Genomic DNA, 19,701 nt, shown 5'->3' with positions numbered 1-19,701 from the left:
AGCGCGGCCATTTGATAGCTAGCGAATCTTGATCGGCAAGCTGCAAGCTTGGTAATACACCCGGCAATTACTACGGCCTTTCTTCCGGCAGGCATCCATTCCCTGCTGAGTCGCGCGCTCGATCGATTCGGCATATACATCGTTCTCGAATCCACCGCCCTGCACGGTCACGATGCATTGATTGCTGTACACGCCCTGTACTTTGCACTTGACACCGCCTCTGGAAAGACAGTCCGCAACCGCCCCCTGCTTGGCGCTGCGCTTGTTCGGCTTATCGGCTACAGCTCCCATGACGCCACTCTCTGGATCTTGCGCCGTCGCTCCCCAACTGGGCGCCCAGCGCGGCCCCAACGATGGCGCAGCTTCTTCCCCGCTACTGGATATGGGCATGCACGAGGAAATATTCGTTCCTTGGGCCGGAATCATGCCGGCCGGGCAGCCTCCTTCAGCACGGACCTGACCCACGCATAGCGCAATTGTGGTGAGCGATATCAGGACGTTTAGTTTCATCTCTTTTTGATCTCGTTTCCGTTGGACCGATCGATCGATTCACCCAGTGTGTAACGCGCGCCATGGCCGGACATATCGCCCACGCTCTCGCGGCGCTGGGATCCTGGATCGGCGCTGGGACGATTTGAATGACCGCCGCCGTTTGTGTAACCCGGCATGCCGGATGTAGCGCTACTGCTCGCGCCTTGACCACCCCCACCCTGCCCCCCAAACGCCGAGAACTGCATGAAGTTCCCCAGCGCCCCATGGAAGAACATCCCCACCATCGGCGGCACGGTGACCAGGGCGACGGTGAGGATCAGGCCCAAGCCGCCCTGCTGGATCGCCAGCGAGGACATGCCCTCGGCTTCCAGGCCGCGGATGCCGCCGATGGCCTTGGAGACCCAGAACGCGACCGCGACCTTGCCGGTCAGTTTCAGCGCCATGGCCGACATCATGCTCAGCGCCGCCATCGAGAAGAAGGTGGCGATGCCCGACATCAGCCATTTGCGGAACAGGTCGCGGGTCTGGTCGAACATCAGGCACAGAATGAACAGCGGCGCCAGGCCGACGAAGAAGGCGATGCCGAACTTGTACATCAGCATCAGCGCGCCGACTGTCATCGGCACGCTGGCGGTGCCGAAGCCGGCCATCAGCAGGGCGCGCGATTTCTGCTCGCGGGTCTCGTCGTCGCCGTCGACGATCCGCACCGCATCGATCGCGTTCATCGCGATCTGCATGTAGGCCAGGTTCTCGTCCACCGCCTCGGCCGCGGTCTGGCCAGGGTTGCCGCTGACGGCCTGGTGGATCTCCTGGTCCAGGCCGGTGGTCAGCATGCGGTACAGGTCGAGGCTGCCGAAGCTCATCGTGGTGGCCACGCCGAGGACCAGCGCGACCTTCATGCCGTTCACGACCAGTCCCATCATCGGCTCGCGCGACTGCCCGGTGGCGACGCGGTAGCCCATGACCAGGAAGTACAGCGTGGCCAGGGTGAAGGCGACGCTGGCGACCCAGCTCATCATGCGCCGCATCAGGGCGAAGCCGAAGGCGTTGATCTCCTCGGTGAAGTAGTTGTTGATCAGTTTGTAGAACGCGTAGTCGACGACGCCGGACTGGGTCTGCGGCGCCAGCCAGCGGGAGAATTCTTCGAACGGCAGGTCCATCGCGCTTCGCCCTCCGTCCGTTCAGCGCAGCGCGGCCGCAAGCACGCCGGCCTGGATCACGTTGCCTATCATCGTGCCCTTCTTGCCGTCGAGCGCGCGCTTGGCCAGGCGCGACTGGTCGGCCTTGAGCGCGGCGATGTAGTCGTCGTAGGCCTTCATCCGCGCCTGCCAGTAGTCCAGCTCCATCGAAGTGCGCAGCATGAAACGCTGGGCTTCGTTGTCGTTGGCGGCCAGCGCGCCCTGGCTGGTTCCGGCGGCGTCGCGTTGCAGCTCGAGCGACTGGAACTCCTGGTTGCGCGCCAGCAGGGTGCGCAGCATCCGTACCGATTCGTTGTACTTCATGTTCTCGGCATAGACCCGGCGCTGGCACAGCGACAGTTGCTCGCGGACGAGGTCGCCGTCGAGCTTGGGCAGCGCCAGCTTGAGCGCGGCGGCGACCGGCTCGCGCGGGCCGGCATCGCTCGGGCAGAGGTCGTCCATGCCGTGGTCGGCCGCCCGCGACGGAAAGTCGTCGTGCATTTGCGCCTGGCCGAAGTTGAGCCGCTGCACCCGGATCAACTGCTGCTGGTAGTGGTCGGCGGTCTCGCCCCAGCGCTTGGCGGTCTTGCCGAACTCGATCGCATCGGACGCGACCTGGCGCAATTGCTCGACGAAGCTGATCGGGTCGTGCACCGTCTGCTGCGCGGCCGCCGGCATCGCCACAAATAGCAGCGGCCACAACCAGCGCCTGGCACGGCGGCTGTGCGCTCGTTGTTTGCCTGAATGAAGTTCCATTTCGCATCCCGTCCTTGTCGATCGACGGCTGCACTATCGCGCATGAGAAATGTGACATGTCGAATGTGCAACGAAATAATCGCGCTGGCCCGACGAGCGGTGTAAGTGGTTCTACCCACTACACATTCGTCTACACGACTTTTCGGTCGAGAGCGTTGCTTCGAGGTCTTCGCCTGCGCGAATCGGGCCGCGTGCCGACACCCGCGCAGGGTTCCAGTCTTGCGACCGGTTCGCACTCCCGGATCGTCCCGGCGATCCGCTCCGGCCGCTTCGACCACGCGCGGATTCGGGCCGCCGCCGTATCGATGGCCTCAACCCACCCATTCCGGGCCGTCCGTCGACGGCCATAACCGGCTATCGCGCCGCGGCAGCGGCCGCAGGGCCGCGGATGCGTTCACGCTCTTCCCGCAGCGGCGTTCCCCTTATCGACCCGAACAGTTTTCTCTCCGCGCACGAGGCCCCGCCATGCAGCCGTCCGCGAATCCCGCAGAATCCGGCCAGCCCGAACTGCACGTCCAGCACATCGCCTGCATCAACAACGCCGGGTTCTCCATGCGCTTCGTCGTTCAGCGCCTCGACGGCGACACGGCGGTAAGCCAGGCCCTCGCCGCCGGCGCGTTCCCGCTCGGCCAGACCCGCAGCGTCGATTTGTCCACGCTGCTCTTCCACGGCCGCAAGCTGCAAGTGGGCGATCGGGTTCGCGTCCGCGTGGGCGCAGTCGGCGGCGGCCGGCGCAACGGCCCTTCGGTGGCCTTTGCGCCCAATGGCCATACCGCGACCTTCAACGTCCGCGGCACCATCGCCAGCTTTTCGATCAACCGCATCTGAGGGCCGCGCCCATGGCTGGGTCTCATGTCCTCGACGGCGCACCCGCCGACTGGCTGCGCGACCAGGACAACCTGTTCGTGCGCTTCGGCCTCAACGTCGAGGATGCCGACGCGCGCCGCCGCAATCGTGGCGCGCAGGCGCTGATGTTCACCGACGCGCGCTTGCCGCAGGCCGCACCGGGTCGCGTGTTCCCGAACCTGGTCGCGGTCAGCCGCGGCGCGGCGCTGTCGATCCAGGTCCGTTCGCCCTCGCCCCTCGGCTTCGGCTTCCGCATCGCCACCGACGCCGGGCCGGTGGTCGACCGCCTTTACGCGGTCGACCGCCCCGACGAATGGGACCACCGCACCGCCACCGTGCGCCGGTTCCAGCACGACCGGCGCTTGATCGTGGTCGAGTCGATGCGCGCGCGGCTCGGCGATGCGCGCGACCGCGATGCCTTGCAACGGCTGTGGCGCTGCGAAATCTCGACCTGGAAGGTGCGCCAGTTTCTCGACCCCGTCTCCGGACGGGTCTACGACGAGAACCACCCGCGCTTCGCCTCGCCCCTGCCGACGGCCGCGCCGGACATCGACACCGCGCCGGCCGCAGCCGGACGCATCGATACCCGGCGCGGCCACGCGCTGGAGGCCGCGACCGAGGGCCAGGTGCGGGTCAATCCGGGCGTGATCTGGGCCGACGGCAACGCCGAACAGCGCTTCGAACGCATCCAGGTGCAGGCCGAAGACGATCCCGAACACCAGCGCATCGGCGCGTTGCAGGTGCACTTCTTCGTCGTCGACCCGGACTGAGCGGCGGCGCCCGTTCCACGCATCGCGTAACCGAGGCTTCCGCATGTTCGTCACCATCGCATTCGCCGGCGCCTCCGACCGCGACACCGTCCTGCGCCTGACTCCGGAAACCACGCTGCGACAACTGCGCGAACGGCTCGCGGCCGAGGCCGGAATGCTGCCGGCCGAGCGTTTCCGTTTCGGCAACGCCGGCCTGGACCCGTCGATCGAGGGCGAGGTCACGGTCGCCGAGGCGATCGACAAGGACCGCACGATCACGGTCCGGCCGGCGCCGCGCGCGCAGGCGCCGGCCAAGCCGGCCGCGCAACCGCGCCCCGTGCCGCGGGTCACCGCGCCGGAGGCGCGGCCCGGCGAGGCGCTGTGGGGGCTGAGAAACGAGGCCGACGCTCCGGACTTGTTGCCGCAATGGCAGACCCGGATGGCCGCGGCCAACGTGCGCGACCCGGACGAATTCACCGCCCTGCCGCTGGAAACGATCGCCGCGCTGTTCAGCGCGCGCCGGCTCGACCGCGGCCTGCGCTTCGGCCCCAAGGCGAACGACCACCTGTTCGGCGCGCGCTCGCCGCGCTCGCCGGTGATCTACCGGCATCCGCAACGGCCGCCGCATTCGGGCGGGGTCCCCTACACCGCCAGTTGGAACATCAGCGCCACCGCCAGCCGGGTCCTGCACGAGTTGCACACCCGCAGCATCCACAACGCCAACGCCGGCGGCGGCGTCAACGGCTTCGCCCTGGCGGCCAGATTCCGCGACGACCTGGAGCGTTTGCGCCGCAGCGAAGTCACTCAGATCCACCTGGTCGAGGAGATGATCGTGCCGCGGGTCGTGCTGATGCTGGACCCGGACACCGATCTGGAAGGCTCGCCCGAGCTGATCGAAGCGGTCGACGCCGCGCTGGCCGTCCGCGGCGGCCGGCAACGGCAGTACGCGGCGCTGCACGAGCGCGTGTTCGACGGCTTCGGCTACTTCTTCCCCTGCGAGACCCTGCTCGGCGGCAGCCGCATGCGCACGCTCAGCACCGTCAGCGAAAGCCTGCAGGAGCAGGAACAACTGCTGTCGGGCTTCGGCTTCGGCGCCGCCGCCCAGGACGTGCCGACCAGCTACGGCCCGGCCAGCGGCGACATCGGCTTCGCCCGTTCCGACAGCCGCCTGTCCAGGCACCGCCACATCGTGCAACTGCGCGAGCAGCGCGTGCGCGCCATCGGCGGACACGCGGCGCTGGGCATGGCCGACGAGCACCAGTTGCAGTGGATGGCGAGCCTGGATGCGGTGGCGCGGTGGGAAGCCATCGGCCATCGCCGCATGGTGCCGATCCTGCGTTTCCTGCCGCCCAAGCAGCGCAACCAATGCGTCGGCGTGATCGAGCAGTTCGCCCGCTCCAGGATCACCGGCGATTTCACCGTGCTGGACATGGCCGCCTACGTGACGCCCTTGAACCGCGACCTGCTCGACGAGCTGATGTAGCCGCCGCTGCGGCGACGCGGCCCGGAACGAAAAAACCCCGCCTCGCGGCGGGGTTTTTCGTTTCGCGCGAACGGCGAACGGTGCGGATCAGAAATCCATGCCGCCCATGCCGCCCATGCCGCCGGCGCCCGGCATCGCCGGCTCGTCCTTCTTCGGCAGTTCGGCGACCATCGCTTCGGTGGTGATCATCAGACCGGCGATCGACGCGGCGTTCTGCAGCGCGGTGCGGGTGACCTTGGTCGGATCCAGGATGCCGGCTTCGATCATGTCGACGTACTCGCCGGTGGCGGCGTTGTAGCCGTAGGCGCCCGAACCTTCGATGACCTTGTTGAGGATGACCGACGGCTCGTCGCCGGCGTTGGTCACGATCTCGCGCAGCGGCGCTTCCATCGCGCGCAGGGCGATCTGGATGCCGTGGTTCTGGTCTTCGTTGGCGCCCTTCAGGCCGGCGATCGCGGCCTTGGCGCGCAGCAGCGCGACGCCGCCGCCCGGGACGATGCCTTCTTCCACGGCAGCGCGGGTGGCGTGCAGCGCGTCTTCGACGCGGGCCTTCTTTTCCTTCATCTCGACTTCGGTCGCGGCGCCGACCTTGATCACCGCAACGCCGCCGGCCAGCTTGGCCACGCGCTCCTGCAGCTTCTCGCGGTCGTAGTCCGAAGAGGTCTCTTCGATCTGCGCCTTGATCTGCTTGATGCGCGCTTCGATGCCCGAGCTTTCGCCCGCGCCGTCGATGATGGTGGTGTTTTCCTTCGAGACCTGGATCTTCTTGGCCCGGCCCAGATCCTTGATCGTGGCCTTTTCCAGCTGCAGGCCGACTTCTTCGGAGATCACGGTGCCGCCGGTGAGGACGGCCATGTCTTCCAGCATCGCCTTGCGGCGGTCGCCGAAGCCCGGAGCCTTGACCGCGCAGACCTTGACGATGCCGCGGATGGTGTTGACCACCAGGGTCGCCAGCGCTTCGCCTTCGACTTCCTCGGCGACGATCAGCAGCGGCTTACCGGCCTTGGCCACGCCTTCCAGCACCGGCAGCAGGTCGCGGACGTTGGAGATCTTCTTGTCGTGCAGCAGGATGAACGGGTCGTCCAGCTCGGCCGACATCGACTGCTGGTTGTTGATGAAGTACGGCGACAGGTAGCCGCGGTCGAACTGCATGCCCTCGACGACGTCGAGTTCGTTTTCCAGGCCCGAGCCGTCTTCGACGGTGATCACGCCTTCCTTGCCGACCTTGTCCATCGCCTGGGCGATCAGGTCGCCGATGTTGGCGTCGGAGTTGGCCGAGATGGTGCCGACCTGGGCGATTTCCTTCGAGGTCGAGGACGGCTTGGACAGCTTCTTCAGCTCGCCGACGGCTTCGGTCACGGCCTTGTCGATGCCGCGCTTGAGGTCCATCGGGTTCATGCCGGCGGCGACCGCCTTCATGCCTTCGCGGATCAGCGCCTGGGCCAGCACGGTCGCGGTGGTGGTGCCGTCGCCGGCGTTGTCGGAGGTCTTGGAAGCGACTTCCTTGACCATCTGCGCGCCCATGTTCTCGAACTTGTCGGCCAGTTCGATCTCCTTGGCGACGGACACGCCGTCCTTGGTGATCGTCGGCGCGCCGAAGCTCTTCTCGAGCACGACGTTGCGGCCCTTCGGACCGAGGGTGGCCTTGACGGCGTTGGCGAGCACGTTCACGCCGCGCACCATCTTGGCGCGAGCGTCTTCACCGAAACGAATTTCTTTAGCAGCCATTGTTGCTGACTCCGGGAATGGGGAATGGGGAATCGGAAATGGGAAGAGCGAAAGCCAGTGGAATCGGTCGGGGCGGGGGCGTCAGCGCAAGCGCTCTACGACTGCCGATTCCCCATTCCCGATTCCCGGCTTTCAGCCGACGATCGCGAGGACGTCGTCTTCCTTGAGGATCTTGAATTCGACGCCGTCCTGCTTGTAGGTGCTGCCGGCGTACTGGCCGTAGATGACCTTGTCGCCGACCTTGAGCTTCGGCGCGCGCACGCTGCCGTTGTCCAGAGCCTTGCCTTCGCCGACCGCGACGACTTCGCCCTTGGTCGACTTTTCCTTGGCGGCGTCGGGGATGATGATGCCGCCGGCCGAGATTTCGTCGGCTTCGATCGGCTTGACCACAACGCGGTCGTAAAGCGGCTTGAGATTCATGGCGACCCTCTGTAAGTGATTGAATGAGCGGGAAAAGAATCGGAATTTTAGCAGTCGCCACCGGAGAGTGCCAACGCCGGGGACGAAAGCGCCCGGACGCGCCGGGACTGGACGCTAGATGAGGCGCGGCCGGCGCCTTTCAAGGGCCCGGCCGAAAAAAGTCGCAAAGCCGCCCCGGCCGGCCGGCTTCGGCGGTGCCTTAGGCCGTACCCCAGCCCCCGGCCGCCGCTCGCGTCGGCGCTAGGGCGCGCCCGGCTCCGCCCCGGTCCCGGCCGGGCCCAGCCCGGCCGCGCCGAGATAGGCGCCGGGACTCGCGCCGAGATGGCGACGGAACATCGCACCGAAGGCGCTGGCGCTGGCATAGCCCAGGTCGAAGGCCACGGTGGTCACCGCGACGCCGGCGGCCAGCCGTTCCAATGCGGCCATTAGCCCGGCGCGCTGGCGCCATTGCAGCAGGCTGTAGCCGGTCTCGGCGGCGAAGCGGCGGCGCAGGCTGCGCTCGGACAGGTGCGCCCAGGCCGCCCATTCGGCCGCGCTGCGCGGGTCGCCCGGGTGTTCGACCAGGGCCTGGGCGAGCCGGAGCAGGCGCGGGTCGTCGGGCATCGGCAGGCCGAGGCGGCCGTCGCGGCCGCCCGCGGCGGCGATCTCGTCCAGCGCCACCGCACCCAGCCGGGCCCGCGCCGGCGTGGCCTCGGCGCCATCGCCGAGCCGGGCGACGACCTCGCGCAGCAGCCCGGACACGCGCAGCGCGCAGGGCTGCGCCGGCAGTCCGGCGCAGGCGTCCGCGGCCACATACAGGCTCCAGCCGGCGAAACCGGGGCCGTGCGAACGCAAGCAATGTTCGGCCTGCGGCGGCATCCACACCGCGTCCGAGGGCGGCACCAGCCAGCGGCCGCGCTCGCTGCCGACGGTCAGCAGGCCGCGCCGGGCGCCGAGCAACTGGCCGCGGGCGTGGCGGTGCGGCGCGGTCGCGCGCGGGCCGGAGGCATCGCCGACCACGGCGATCACCGCCGGGCCGTCGCCGGCGTCGGCCTGCGCAGCGCTCAGCCAGGCCTGGGCGGACGCGGAAGCGTCGCGCCGGGCCAGGTCGCGCGAGTGAGGATCGGGCAAGGGCGGCCTCCGGTTTGGCCGGAACGCGACGGAACTCGGCCGCGGCAACGTAGCAGAGCCGGGGCTCGGCGCCCAAGCTGGCGTTCCCGCTTCCACCCCGCTCCATTCGAGGAATCCCCGCATGCGTCCCCACGACATTCTTGCCGACGGCGCCGATACCACCGTGCTCGGCGGCGCCACCGTGCGCAAAGGCTCGGTCGCCGCCTTTCTCGCCAACGCCCGCACCCTGGCCGATCCGCAGGCCGATGCCGCGGCGCGCGCGCAGGCCCAACGCCATATCCGCGAGGTCTTGCCGGCGCTGCGCGCGATCGGCCTGTTCGAGGCGATGCAGATCCGCGATCCGCAGCTGCGCGCCTGGGTCGAAGCGCAGCCCTGAGCGCGGTCGGCGCGGGCGCGCGCTAAGGTAAGGCCGATACCGCCATCGCGCGCCCAGCCCCGTCGCCAGGAACCCGCATGTCCGCCACCTCCCCCGCCCGCATCGCCGCTGCCCTGACCGAACTGTGGTCGCCCCGGATCGTCGCCGAGGTCGACGATGCCTACGTCAAGGTCGCGCGCGTGCACGGCACCCTGGCCTGGCACAGCCACCAGGACGAAGACGAGCTGTTCTACGTGCTCAAGGGGCGGCTGACGATCGAGCTGGAAGACCGCCGGATCGAATTGGGCGAGGGCGAGATGTTCGTCGTGCCCAAGGGCGTGCGCCACAACCCGATCGCCGAGGAGGAATGCCACCTGCTGCTGATCGAGCGCAAGACCACCCTGCACACCGGCGACGCGGTCACCGACAAGACCCGCTCGCTGGACGAGCAATTGCGCCCGCTCGCCTGAGCGGGCGCAGCGGACAAAAGAAAAGAGCGCGTCCCGTGGAACGCGCTCTTTGGTACGGAGACGGCCTGTCCTCTGCATGGCGCTATCCGGCGCCCTTCCCCCGAACCGACCTCGTGTCTCGCCAAACTCCTTATCGGCGTGGAACCGATCTTGCGAAGTCCGGGTAACGGTTACCAGCCGACAGGGACGCGAACGACGCTACTATCGGTAGCACCAGCGGTCACACACCAAGGTAACTTGTTGTTTTCGTAATAAACTCTATTCCCAGAAGTGACCGGTAGCGCACCAGCTATGGCGTCTATCGGTCACCAGGTGAAAATCGGTAGCAAAATGCACTCAGCGCCTACCTCGATGCCGGAGCAACGCCGATGACCCCGCAGCAGCGCATCCGCCTCGCCCGCCGCCACGCCGGCCTGTCGCAGGCCGCGCTGGCCGCCGCCGTCGGCGTGCAGCGCAGCGCGGTCGGCCACTGGGAGTCGGCGCAGGGCAAGTTTCCGAGCATGGCCCACCTGCGCGAACTGGCCCTGGTGACCGGCGTGCAGTTCGAGTGGCTGGCGACCGGGCGCGGCAAGATGAACCTCTCGGCCGACACCGCGATGGACTCGGTCGCCGCGGCCGAGGCGCTGCTGGTCGACGACCCGCTGGAACTGCGCCTGATCCTGGCCTTCCGCGAGGCGCCGACCCGCAGCCGCGCGCCGCTGGTCGAGGTCGCCGAGCAACTGGCCGAACTGCGCACCGGCCGCGCGCGCTCGGCGGTGTCCAAGCGCGCATCGGGCTGAGCCCGCGCGAAGCGTGACCGGCGCCGCGCTCGCAAAGCGTGACGCAGGGCAGCCGGCGCTGTCACAAACCCCGACTAGACTCGACCGGATGCGCCTGGGGGAGGCGCTTTCCGACTGCGCCCACCGTCATGCGTGCGCGTCGCCATCACAAGGAGCCGTTCGATGTCGAAGTCCGTTCGTGGCTGTCCCGTTGTTTCGCCCTGGCGCCGCCGCGCGCCGCTGGCGCTGGCGCTCGCCGCGCTGATCCCGTCCGTGGCCCCGGCCGCGGTGTTCATCAACGAATTCCATTACGACGACGCCACCTCGGCCGGCGACGTCGGCGAGCGCATCGAGGTCGTGGCCACGGCCGGCGAGACGCTCAGCAACTACCGCATCTACCTGTACAACGGCAGCTCGCCGTCGGCGGCGACCACCTACGACAACGACCTGGTGCCGGCCGGCAGCGTGGTCAGCTGCGGCGGCAGCGTGCGCATCGCCACCCTCAGCTACCCCACCAACGGCCTGCAGAACGGCTCCAACGACGGCTTCGCCCTGGTCGACGGCAGCGGCAACGTGGTCCAGTTCCTCAGCTACGAGGGCTCGATCACCGCCAGCAACGGTCCGGCCGCCGGCAAGACCAGCAGCAATCTGCCGGTGTCCGAGTCCGGCTCGACCGCGGCCGGCACCTCGCTGCAGTTGTCCGGCAGCGGCAGCGCGTACTCGCAGTTCGCCTGGCAGAGCTCGGCCAACCAGACCTTCGGCGCCTGCAACAACGGCCAGAGCTTCACCGGCTCGAACCCGAACACGCCGCCGAGCGTGACCTCGACCACCCCGGCCAACGGCGCCAGCAACTTCCCGGCCGCCGGCGACCTGGTCGCCAACTTCAGCGAAGCGGTCAGCCTGGCCGCGGGCGCGCTGACCCTGCAGTGCGCCACCTCGGGCGCGGTCGCGCTGACCTACCCGTCCAGCGGCACCGCGATCTCCGCCTCGACCGGCACCGCCCTGTACGCCGGCGAGGCCTGCACCTTCACCGTGGTGGCCAGCAAGGTCACCGACGCCGGCGGCGCCAGCCCGGCCGCCAACACCGTGGTCAACTTCAACGTCGCCAGCGGCGGCGGCACCAGCGGCTACTACGCCCACGTCAACACCAGCAGCGCCAGCCAGCTGCGCTGCTCGCTGCACGCGACCATCAAGGGCCACACCGTCTATCCGTACAGCGGCGGCACCAGCAACACCTGGTCGATCCTCGAGATCGCCGACGAAGACCCGAACAACGCCGGCCGCATCCTCGACGCCTACCGCAACCGCAGCTACCTCAAGGTCACCGACCGCGCCGGCAGCGGCAGCGGGCTGAAGTACAACCGCGAACACACCTGGCCGAACTCGCTGGGCTTCGGCTCGACCACCGGCAACCTGGGCCTGCCGAACGCGCCGTACACCGACACCCACATGCTGTATCTCACCGACGCCGGCTACAACGCCGACCGCGGCAACAAGCCCTACGCCAACTGCTCGCTGTCCAGCGGCTGCGGCGAGCGCGTCACCGAGATCAGCAACGGCAGCGGCGGCGGCAGCGGCGTGTACCCGGGCAACTCGAACTGGTTCAAGACCCCGGACGGCAACGCCGGTTCGTTCGAAGTCTGGGGCCAGCGCAAGGGCGACATGGCGCGCGCGATCCTGTACATGGCGATCCGCTACGAAGGCGGCACCGACCCGAACAGCGGCCAGTCCGAGCCGGACCTGGAACTGACCGACGACCGCAGCAAGATCGTCATCACTTCGTCCTCGCCGGCCTACATGGGTCTGCTGACCACCCTGCTGCAGTGGCACCAGGCCGATCCGCCGACCGCGGCGGAAAAGGCCCGCAACGAAGTCATCTACAGCTTCCAGGGCAACCGCAACCCCTTCATCGACCATCCGGAATGGGCGACGGCGTCGTTGTTCACCTCGACCAAACCGGCGAGCTGCCAGTTGATTCCGTAATCGCTGCAGCACGGCTGCCGCAGGCAGCGCAGTACGAACGCCCGCTGGTTGCGGGCGTTCGTTTTTCCGGTCGGCACACTGTCCTGTTTCGCGGCGCCATCGCGTTGTTCCAGGCAATCGGCGCCGGCCGTTGCGCCGCCCGGCCGCAACCGGCGCCGAGGACACAGGGGGATGCATGAGAAGGACCTTGACCGCGCGGCTGCGCCTGCCGGCCGCGCTCGCGCTGTGCCTGGCGGCCGGCGCCTGCGCCAACTTCTCCGCGGTGGAGAAGTATTCCGACCAGACCAAGAAGCTCTCGGCCGCGTTCGCGCCGATGATGGCCGGCTCGGTGCAGAGCTGCGTCGACCATTACACGCGGCGCAAGCTGATCACCTCGACCTCGTTCGATCCGGCCCAGGTCCAGACCGCAGCGCAGGCGCATTGCAAGGGAGCGGTCGAGGCCAACGAGCCCATCGCCGCCCTCAACGACCTGCTGGCGCAGTACGCCGACACGCTGGCCGCGCTCAGCGACAAGAAGCTTCCGTCCTACAGCGAGGACTTCGGCGCCCTGAAGGGCAGCCTGGCCAAGCTGACCGACGACGACGGCACGACGCCGACGTTCGAAAAGGCCGAACTCGACTCGGTGATCGCGCTGGCCGACTTCCTGGCCCGCATCGGCACCCAGTACAAGCAGCGCAAGCACATCCGCGAACTGCTCGGCCACGAAGCCGCCGTCTTCACCATCGTCGACACGCTCAAGAGCTATGCCACGCTCAACTACAAGGGCTACCTGGACGACGAACTGGGCACGATGAAGCCGCTGCAGCTGTCGCTCGAGCGCGCCGCCAAGACCGAACCCCTGGCGGCCAATGCGGCCAAATCCACGCTGCTGACCGAAACGCGCCAGATCGAAGCCCGGCGCGCCTCGATCGACCAGTTCGTCAAGGCGGCCGACCAGCTGAAGGTCAGCCACGCCAAGCTGCGCGAGAAGATCGACCGGCTCGACGACGCGGAACTGGCCAAGCAGCTCAACGACTACGCCAAGGAAGTCAACGCCTTGCGCAAGCAACTGCGCGACGCGTTCTGAGCCGAAGGAGGCTCCCATGTCCGAATCGATCAAGATCCAGGCCGAAGCGGCCTACGCCATCGCCCGCACTTTCTCCGACATCGCCGACCGCATTCTGGAGTTGCGGATCACCGCCCCGGACGTGGACGACGAGCAGGCGCGCGAACTCGAACGCCACGAAGACCAGGTGCGCATGTTCGTGGTGTTGTTCCGCAAGCACGGCACCTTGCTGCTGGGCGAGGGCGCCGCGCAGGCGGCGGCGGACCTGTCCGGCGCGATCGGCGAGGCGCGCGACGCCCTGCAGGACATCGCCCAGATCAAACGTGCGCTGCGCATCGCCGGCGCCGTGGTGGCCCTGACGATCGCGTTGCAGGCCGGCAAAGTCAAAGCGGTGTCCAAGGCGATCACTGCCGTCGTCGACACCGCCAAGCAACCGGCCACGGCCTGAGCCCGGCTCAGGCGGCGCCGTCGAACAGCACCACCGGCTTGCCGAACGCGCGCGCGCCGGCCATGCCGGCGATCGCCTCGGCGCCCTGGGCGAAGCCGTAGCGTTCGCCGACCACCGGCTGGATGCGTGCGCGCTCGACTTCGTCCAGGAAGGCCTCGAAGTCGCGCCGGCTGCCGACGCTGACGCCGTGGATGTTGAGCTGGCGGGCCATGATCGGCCCGATCAGTTCGCCGTCCACGCGCGTGCCCTGCAGGAAGCCGACCACCGCGATGTGGGCGTTGTCGGCGGCGGCCTGCAGCAGGCCGGCGAACGACGCGCCGCCGACCACGTCGACGATGCCGTCGACGCCGCGGCCGCCGGTCGCCTCGCGCACCGCCGCGGCCAGGTCGGGCCGGGCGCGGTAATCGATCACCGCGCGCGCACCGAGCGCGCGCAGCCGTTCGGCCTTGGCCGCGTCGCCGGTGGTGGCGATCACGTCCAGGCCGCGCGCCGCGGCCAGTTGCAAGGCCATCAGCGACACGCTGCCGCTGCCCTGCACCAGCACGCTGGCGCCGGGGGCGAGTTCGAGCTTGCGCAGCGCGCTCCAGGCGGTCAGGCCCGACACCGGCAGGGTCGAAGCGGCGGCATCGTCGAGAAAATCCGGCGCGCGCAGCACCGCCGCGGCCGGCAGCACGATCCACTGCGCCAGCCAGCCGTCGCGCGGCCCGCCGAGCTTGCTCAGATGGTTCTCGGAGTTGAACGGCCCGTCGGTCCAGCGCGTGGTGTAGTGGCCGAGCACGCGCTCGCCGAGCGCGATCCCGTCGACGCCGGCGCCGACCGCATCGACCCGGCCGACGCCGTCGGACAGCGGCACGAACGGGCGCGGCAACTCGGGCTGGTAGCGGCCGGTGGCCAGGGCGTAGTCGCGGTAATTGACCGAGGCCGCGGCGACCCGGATCCGCACTTCGCCGGGGCCGGGCCGGGGTTCGGGCAGCGCCACCCGGCGCAGGCTGGCGAGGTCGTGGCCTTGCAGTTGGAACGCGTCCATCGAGTGCTCCTGGGACAGGACGGCGCGCGGTGGCGCCGGGGATGGACAGGCTATTGTTGCCGGACACGGCGATATAGGATCGTCGCGACAACTCATCATTGAGAGCGGCTCAATAATGTCCGGCGGGCTGTACTCCGAACTCGAAGCCTTCGAGGCCATCCTCCGCCATGGCAGCTTCACCGCCGCGGCGCGCCATCTCGAGCTGACCCCGGGCGCGGTGACCCGGCGCCTGGCCGCGCTCGAAGCCCGGCTGGGGACCAAGCTGCTCAACCGTTCGACCCGCCGGCTGAGCCTCACCGAATCCGGCCGCCACTACTACGCCCAGGTCGCGCCGGCGCTGGCCCAGATCCTGGCCGCCGGCGAACGCGTGCACGACCTGTCGGCGCAGGCGCGCGGCGAGTTGCGAGTGTCGCTGCCGATGAACTTCGGCCGCCTCTACGTGATCCCCCACGTCGGCGAATTCTTGCGCCGCTGGCCGCAGATCGAACTCGACCTGCAGTTCGACGACCGCTTCGTCGACCTGATCGGCGAAGGCTTCGACGCCGCGATCCGGATCGGCGCGCTCGATGATTCGCGGCTGGTCGCGCGGCGTATCGCCCAGACCCGGCGCATCCTGGTCGCCGCGCCGTCCTACCTGCAGCGGCGCGGCGCGCCGGCCGCGCCGGGCGCGCTGATCGAACACGACTGCCTGCACTACACCCTGTTCCGCGATGCGCCGACCTGGGAGTTCCAGCGCGACGGCGAACCGCTGCGGGTGCCGGTGCGCGGCCGGCTCAAGGCCAACTACGGCCTGCCCCTGGTCGAGGCCGCCCTGCGCGGCGAAGGCATCCTGCAGACCGCGACCTTCGCCGTCGCCGACGAACTGGCCGACGGCCGCCTGGTCGAGGTGTTGCCGGACTGGAGCCTGCTGCCGATCGGCATCTATGCGGTGTATCCCAGCCGCGAGTACCGGCCGCGCAAGGTCGAGGCCTTCATCGATTTCCTCGAGCAGACCATCGGCCAGCCGGCGCATTGGGACCGGGTCGTCGCCGGCGGAGGCTGAGCGCGCAGCGGCAGGCCCGGCCGCGCGCGAGCGCGGCAACCGCGCCGAATCGGCAAAGCCGTCGCGGTCCGCGCCCGGCGGCGCCGCGGCGCGGGGCCTTACACTTGGCCGATGCCGACTTCCACCCTGCCCGTGCTGGTGCTCAGCACCTGCCCCGACGAGGCCAGCGCCGACGCCATCGCCCAGGCCCTGGTCGGGGAACGGCTGGCCGCCTGCGTCACCCGCCTGCCCGGGGCGCGCTCGACCTACCGCTGGCAGGGCCAAGTCGAGCAGGCCACCGAAGTGCAGTTGCTGATCAAGACCGGGGCCGCGACCTATCCGGCCCTGGTCGAACGCCTGATCGAACTGCATCCGTATGAACTGCCGGAGGTTCTTGTGGTCGAACCGCGCGACCACTACCGACCCTACGGCTTATGGGTGAACGAGCAGACCCCCGACCGATGACCGACCATCCGTTCCGCCGCCGTCGCCTGCGCGCCGCCGCGGCCTTCGCGTTCGCCGCCGTCGCCGCCCTGGGCAGCGCTCCCGCCCTGGCGGTGAACGAGCAGGACCTGCTGCCGGTCGACCAGGCCTTCGTGCTCGGCGCCCAGGCCGCTTCCGCCGATCGCATCGCCATCGACTGGAAGATCGCCAAGGGCTATTACCTCTACAAGCACCGCATTTCGGTCAAGGCCGACGCCGGCTTCGCCGCGCAGGCGCTGCAACTGCCCAAGGGCAAGGCCTACAAGGACGAGTTCTTCGGCGACGTCGAGACGTATCGCGACCGGGTGGTGGCCAGCCTGCCCGGCCAGGCCCAGGCCGGCAGCGTCAAGCTGACCATCAAGTACCAGGGCTGCGCCGACGCCGGCATCTGCTACCCGCCGCAGACCCGCACCGTCGCCGTGGCCCTGCCCGCAGCCGCCGAGGCCGCGGTCGATCCGGTGCCGACGGCCGCGCCGCTGGCCGGCTTCGGCGTGCGCGGCGGCGCCGCGTCCAATCCGCTGCTGGGCGCCCCGGCCCTGGGCGCGCCGAGCAATGCCGCCGGCGCCACCGACGCCTTGCCGCTGCCGCCGGAACAGGCCTTCGGCGTGGAAGCCATCGCCCGCGACGGCGACAGCCTGCTGCTGCGCTTCACCCCGGCGCGCGGCTATTACCTGTATCGCGACAAGACCTCGCTCAAGACCGACCGCGCCGACATCGCCGCCGGCAAGCCGCAATGGCCGCGCGGCGTCGCCCATCGCGACGAGCACTTCGGCCAGGTCACGGTGTTCTTCGACCAGATCGACGTGCCGTTGCCGCTGCTGCGCAAGACCGCCGACGCGGCCAGGCTGACGCTTACCGTCGGTTTCCAGGGCTGCCAGACCGACGGCATCTGCTACCCGCCGATGACCCGCAAGATCGCCGTCGACCTGCCGCGCGGCAACGTCGGCGCGACCGCCGCGACGGCCGCCGGCACCGCGACGACAGCCGCGGCGACGTTGCCGGCCGGCGCGACCCCGACCGCGCCGAACCCGACCTCGGCGGCCGATGCGGCCGGCGCCGCTGCCGCGCCTGCGGCCGCGACGGACGCCAACGATGCGGCCGCGAGTGCGGCGCCGCAGGCCGCCGGCACGGATGCCGCCACCGCCGCGGCCGCGATCGCCGCAACCGCACCGGCAAGCGCCGACGCCGCCGCGCCGCAGGCCGAAGACAGCCTGCTCGCCGCTTCGCTGAAAGGCCCGAACCGCTACTGGGCGCTGCTGACCTTCTTCGGCTTCGGCCTGCTGCTGGCCTTCACCCCCTGCGTGCTGCCGATGGTGCCGATCCTGTCCGGCCTGATCGTCGGCCAGGGCCCGGGCCTGGGCGCACGCCGCGCGTTCGCCCTGTCGCTGGTCTACGTGCTCGCCAATGCGGTGGTGTTCACCGTCGCCGGGGTGGTCGCCGGGCTGGTCGGCGCCAATCTGCAGATCGCCTTCCAGACGCCGTGGGTGATCGTGCTGTTCGCCCTGTTGTTCCTGGCCCTGGCCCTGTCCAGCTTCGGCCTGTACGAACTGCAGTTGCCGGCCGCGCTGCGCAACCGCCTGGGCGAGCTCAGCAACCGCCAGCGCGGCGGTTCCTGGCTCGGCGTGGCGGTGATGGGCGCGCTGTCGGCGCTGATCGTCGGCCCCTGCGTGGCGCCGCCGCTGGCCGCGGCGGTGCTGTACATCGGCCAGACCCGCGACCCGCTGTTCGGCGGCGCGGCGCTGTTCGCCCTGGCGATGGGCATGGGTGCGCCGCTGATCGCGTTCGGCGTCGCCGCCGGCCGCGGCCTGCCGACCAGCGGGCCGTGGATGGTCGCGGTGCAGCGCGCGTTCGGCCTGGTGTTCGTCGGCATGGCGGTGTGGATGCTGTCGCGGATCCTGCCCGGCGCGCTGACCCTGGCCCTGTGGGGCGCGTTGCTGCTCGGCGCGGCGGTGCTGATCGCGCTGGCGGGCGGCGGCCGCGGCCATGGCAGCGGTCTGCGCGCGCTGGCCTGGCTGGCCGCGCTGCTGCTCGGCCTGGCCGGCGCGGCGCAGGTGCTCGGCGCCCTGGCCGGCGGCAGCGATCCGCTGCGGCCGCTGGCGGGTCTGCGCGGCGGCGCCGCGCATCCGGCCGAACTGCCGTTCCGCAAGATCAAGTCCAGCGCCGACCTCGACCGCGAGATCGCCGCGGCCCAGGCCGCCGGCAAGCCGCTGATGCTCGACTTCTATGCCGACTGGTGCGTGGCCTGCAAGGAGATGGAGAAGTACACCTTCCCCGAGCCGCAGGTGCACCGCGCCCTGGACGGTTTCGTCCTGCTCAAGGCCGACGTCACCGCCAACGACGAACTCGATCAGGCGCTGATGCAGCGCCTGGGCATCATCGGCCCGCCGGCGACCCTGTACTTCGTCGCCGGCGCCGAACGCCGCGAGCTGCGCCTGTTCGGCTTCGAAAAGGCGCCTGCCTTCGCCGAACGCGCCGCACGCGCGGCCCAGCCCTGAGCCGGCGCCGATGGCGATCCCGTCCAGCCTGAAGATCGTCGCCGTGGCCGTGCTCGCCGGCGGCATCGGCCTGCTCGCCGGCCAGTGGGTCGGCGGCGGCGGCCTGCTGACCCGCACCGAGCTCGGCCAGCGCGCGCTGCAGTCCTGGTACGCGAAGGACGCGCCCGCGCCGCCGGCCGGCCTGGCCGTGGCCCGGCGCGGCGCGCCGGTGCCCAGCCTGACCTTGCCCGGCCTCGACGGCCGCCCGATGTCGCTGCCGCAGGCCCACGCCGGGCGGCCGGTGCTGGTCAACCTGTGGGCCAGCTGGTGCGGCCCCTGCATCAAGGAAATGCCCGAACTGGACCGTTACGCGCGCAGCCAGGGCGGCAACGGCGTGCAAGTGGTCGGCATCGCCCTGGACGACCGCGATTCCGTCGCCGCTTTCCTGCAGCGGGTGCCGGTCGGCTACCCGATCCTGCTCGACGCCCCGGGGCCGCGCGATGCCGGAGTACGGCTGGGAAATCCCAAAGGCGTGCTGCCGTACACGGTATTGATCGGCGCGGACGGCACACTGCTCAAACAGCGCATCGGGCCCTTCGCCGAGGGCGAGATCGACGCCTGGGTCGAGTGATCGGCGCGCCGAGCCGGGTCGTGCCGGCAACGGCGGCGAACGTCGCCGAAACGCGGTGCCGGCCGGCGTGACGCCGATTGCAAGCCGTAACCGCGGCAGCGGCCACGATCAGGCCGGAAAGCCGTCGCGCCCTGCCGTTCCGGGACTTGCCAAGCGACCGGATCCGGTCTAGAGCAGGCACTCAAACAACTGCTTAAAACGCCGCAACTTCGTCGATTTGGCGGGCAACTTCTGGACAGCTCCG

Annotated in this window: 20 protein-coding genes; 13 read left to right on the top strand and 7 right to left on the bottom strand. The window is 69.6% G+C overall.

The features are described 5' to 3' along the window. Positions 1-18 precede the first annotated feature (18 nt). The 3 genes from K4L06_RS10435 to K4L06_RS10425 are packed head-to-tail and all read right to left on the bottom strand — an operon-like array spanning position 19 to position 2,426. On the bottom strand, positions 19-510 hold the full coding sequence (locus tag K4L06_RS10435; protein ID WP_221671325.1) for a DUF4189 domain-containing protein: 492 nt from the start codon (positions 508-510) through the stop codon (positions 19-21). Beyond that, on the bottom strand, positions 507-1,652 hold the full coding sequence (locus K4L06_RS10430) for a type IV secretion system protein (protein ID WP_221671324.1): 1,146 nt from the start codon (positions 1,650-1,652) through the stop codon (positions 507-509). The genes K4L06_RS10435 and K4L06_RS10430 overlap by 4 nt, the downstream gene beginning before the upstream one ends. A gap of 21 nt (positions 1,653-1,673) precedes the next feature. After that, on the bottom strand, positions 1,674-2,426 hold the full coding sequence (locus K4L06_RS10425) for a hypothetical protein (protein ID WP_255595052.1): 753 nt from the start codon (positions 2,424-2,426) through the stop codon (positions 1,674-1,676). 465 nt (positions 2,427-2,891) lie between these two features. On the opposite strand from K4L06_RS10425, the gene K4L06_RS10420 reads away from it, so the two are divergent. The 3 genes from K4L06_RS10420 to K4L06_RS10410 are packed head-to-tail and all read left to right on the top strand — an operon-like array spanning position 2,892 to position 5,504. Continuing rightward, positions 2,892-3,254, top strand: coding sequence for a hypothetical protein (locus tag K4L06_RS10420; RefSeq protein ID WP_221671323.1), 363 nt, complete (start codon positions 2,892-2,894; stop codon positions 3,252-3,254). An 11-nt stretch (positions 3,255-3,265) separates the two neighbouring features. After that, a complete protein-coding gene (locus K4L06_RS10415) occupies positions 3,266-4,042 on the top strand; it encodes a hypothetical protein (protein WP_221671322.1) in 777 nt (258 codons plus the stop codon). 43 nt (positions 4,043-4,085) lie between these two features. Beyond that, on the top strand, positions 4,086-5,504 hold the full coding sequence (locus tag K4L06_RS10410) for a hypothetical protein (RefSeq protein ID WP_221671321.1): 1,419 nt from the start codon (positions 4,086-4,088) through the stop codon (positions 5,502-5,504). Between the two features lie 87 nt (positions 5,505-5,591). On the opposite strand, the gene groL is transcribed toward K4L06_RS10410, so the two are convergent. From groL to K4L06_RS10395, 3 genes are all read right to left on the bottom strand, one after another. Then, positions 5,592-7,232 carry a chaperonin GroEL gene (groL, locus tag K4L06_RS10405; RefSeq protein WP_221671320.1) on the bottom strand — a complete coding sequence of 547 codons (1,641 nt, stop codon included), beginning with the start codon at positions 7,230-7,232 and terminating at the stop codon, positions 5,592-5,594. 132 nt (positions 7,233-7,364) lie between these two features. Next, on the bottom strand, positions 7,365-7,652 hold the full coding sequence (locus tag K4L06_RS10400; RefSeq protein ID WP_221671319.1) for a co-chaperone GroES: 288 nt from the start codon (positions 7,650-7,652) through the stop codon (positions 7,365-7,367). A gap of 240 nt (positions 7,653-7,892) precedes the next feature. Next, positions 7,893-8,762 (bottom strand): helix-turn-helix transcriptional regulator, encoded by an 870-nt coding sequence (locus K4L06_RS10395; protein ID WP_221671318.1) that lies wholly within the window; start codon positions 8,760-8,762, stop codon positions 7,893-7,895. 121 nt (positions 8,763-8,883) lie between these two features. On the opposite strand from K4L06_RS10395, the gene K4L06_RS10390 reads away from it, so the two are divergent. From K4L06_RS10390 to K4L06_RS10365, 6 genes are all read left to right on the top strand, one after another. Further along, complete coding sequence (locus K4L06_RS10390) at positions 8,884-9,138, top strand: hypothetical protein (protein ID WP_221671317.1); 255 nt, start codon at positions 8,884-8,886, stop codon at positions 9,136-9,138. Between the two features lie 77 nt (positions 9,139-9,215). Next, the gene (locus K4L06_RS10385; protein ID WP_221671316.1) at positions 9,216-9,587 is read left to right on the top strand and encodes a cupin domain-containing protein; all 372 of its coding nucleotides are present in this window, start codon (positions 9,216-9,218) and stop codon (positions 9,585-9,587) included. A gap of 368 nt (positions 9,588-9,955) precedes the next feature. Then, positions 9,956-10,366: a helix-turn-helix domain-containing protein gene (locus K4L06_RS10380; RefSeq protein WP_221671315.1), complete on the top strand. Its 411-nt coding sequence runs from the start codon at positions 9,956-9,958 to the stop codon at positions 10,364-10,366. Between the two features lie 162 nt (positions 10,367-10,528). Continuing rightward, positions 10,529-12,328 (top strand): endonuclease, encoded by a 1,800-nt coding sequence (locus K4L06_RS10375; RefSeq protein ID WP_221671314.1) that lies wholly within the window; start codon positions 10,529-10,531, stop codon positions 12,326-12,328. 175 nt (positions 12,329-12,503) lie between these two features. Further along, complete coding sequence (locus K4L06_RS10370; protein WP_221671313.1) at positions 12,504-13,394, top strand: hypothetical protein; 891 nt, start codon at positions 12,504-12,506, stop codon at positions 13,392-13,394. A gap of 16 nt (positions 13,395-13,410) precedes the next feature. Beyond that, on the top strand, positions 13,411-13,821 hold the full coding sequence (locus tag K4L06_RS10365) for a hypothetical protein (protein WP_221671312.1): 411 nt from the start codon (positions 13,411-13,413) through the stop codon (positions 13,819-13,821). A 7-nt stretch (positions 13,822-13,828) separates the two neighbouring features. Here K4L06_RS10365 and K4L06_RS10360 read toward each other — a convergent pair whose 3' ends face one another. Continuing rightward, on the bottom strand, positions 13,829-14,848 hold the full coding sequence (locus K4L06_RS10360; RefSeq protein WP_221671311.1) for an NAD(P)-dependent alcohol dehydrogenase: 1,020 nt from the start codon (positions 14,846-14,848) through the stop codon (positions 13,829-13,831). A 115-nt stretch (positions 14,849-14,963) separates the two neighbouring features. Here K4L06_RS10360 and K4L06_RS10355 point away from each other — a divergent pair, with 115 nt between their 5' ends. The 4 genes from K4L06_RS10355 (at position 14,964) to K4L06_RS10340 (ending at position 19,457) form a co-directional block, all read left to right on the top strand. After that, the gene (locus K4L06_RS10355; protein ID WP_221671310.1) at positions 14,964-15,890 is read left to right on the top strand and encodes a LysR family transcriptional regulator; all 927 of its coding nucleotides are present in this window, start codon (positions 14,964-14,966) and stop codon (positions 15,888-15,890) included. 111 nt (positions 15,891-16,001) lie between these two features. Continuing rightward, positions 16,002-16,334, top strand: a complete 333-nt coding sequence (gene cutA / locus K4L06_RS10350; RefSeq protein WP_221671309.1) for a divalent-cation tolerance protein CutA — start codon at positions 16,002-16,004, stop codon at positions 16,332-16,334. Next, positions 16,331-18,847, top strand: a complete 2,517-nt coding sequence (gene dsbD, locus K4L06_RS10345) for a protein-disulfide reductase DsbD (protein ID WP_221671308.1) — start codon at positions 16,331-16,333, stop codon at positions 18,845-18,847. Before cutA ends, dsbD begins: the two co-directional genes overlap by 4 nt. Positions 18,848-18,857: 10 nt before the next feature. Continuing rightward, positions 18,858-19,457: a TlpA disulfide reductase family protein gene (locus tag K4L06_RS10340; protein WP_221671307.1), complete on the top strand. Its 600-nt coding sequence runs from the start codon at positions 18,858-18,860 to the stop codon at positions 19,455-19,457. The last annotated feature ends 244 nt before the right edge of the window (positions 19,458-19,701 follow it).

Origin of the sequence: Lysobacter sp. BMK333-48F3, from assembly GCF_019733395.1 — a bacterium.
Taxonomy (GTDB): domain Bacteria; phylum Pseudomonadota; class Gammaproteobacteria; order Xanthomonadales; family Xanthomonadaceae; genus Lysobacter.
The sequence above is the reverse complement of the archived record's forward strand: the minus strand, read 5'-3'. Positions and strand labels throughout refer to the sequence as shown.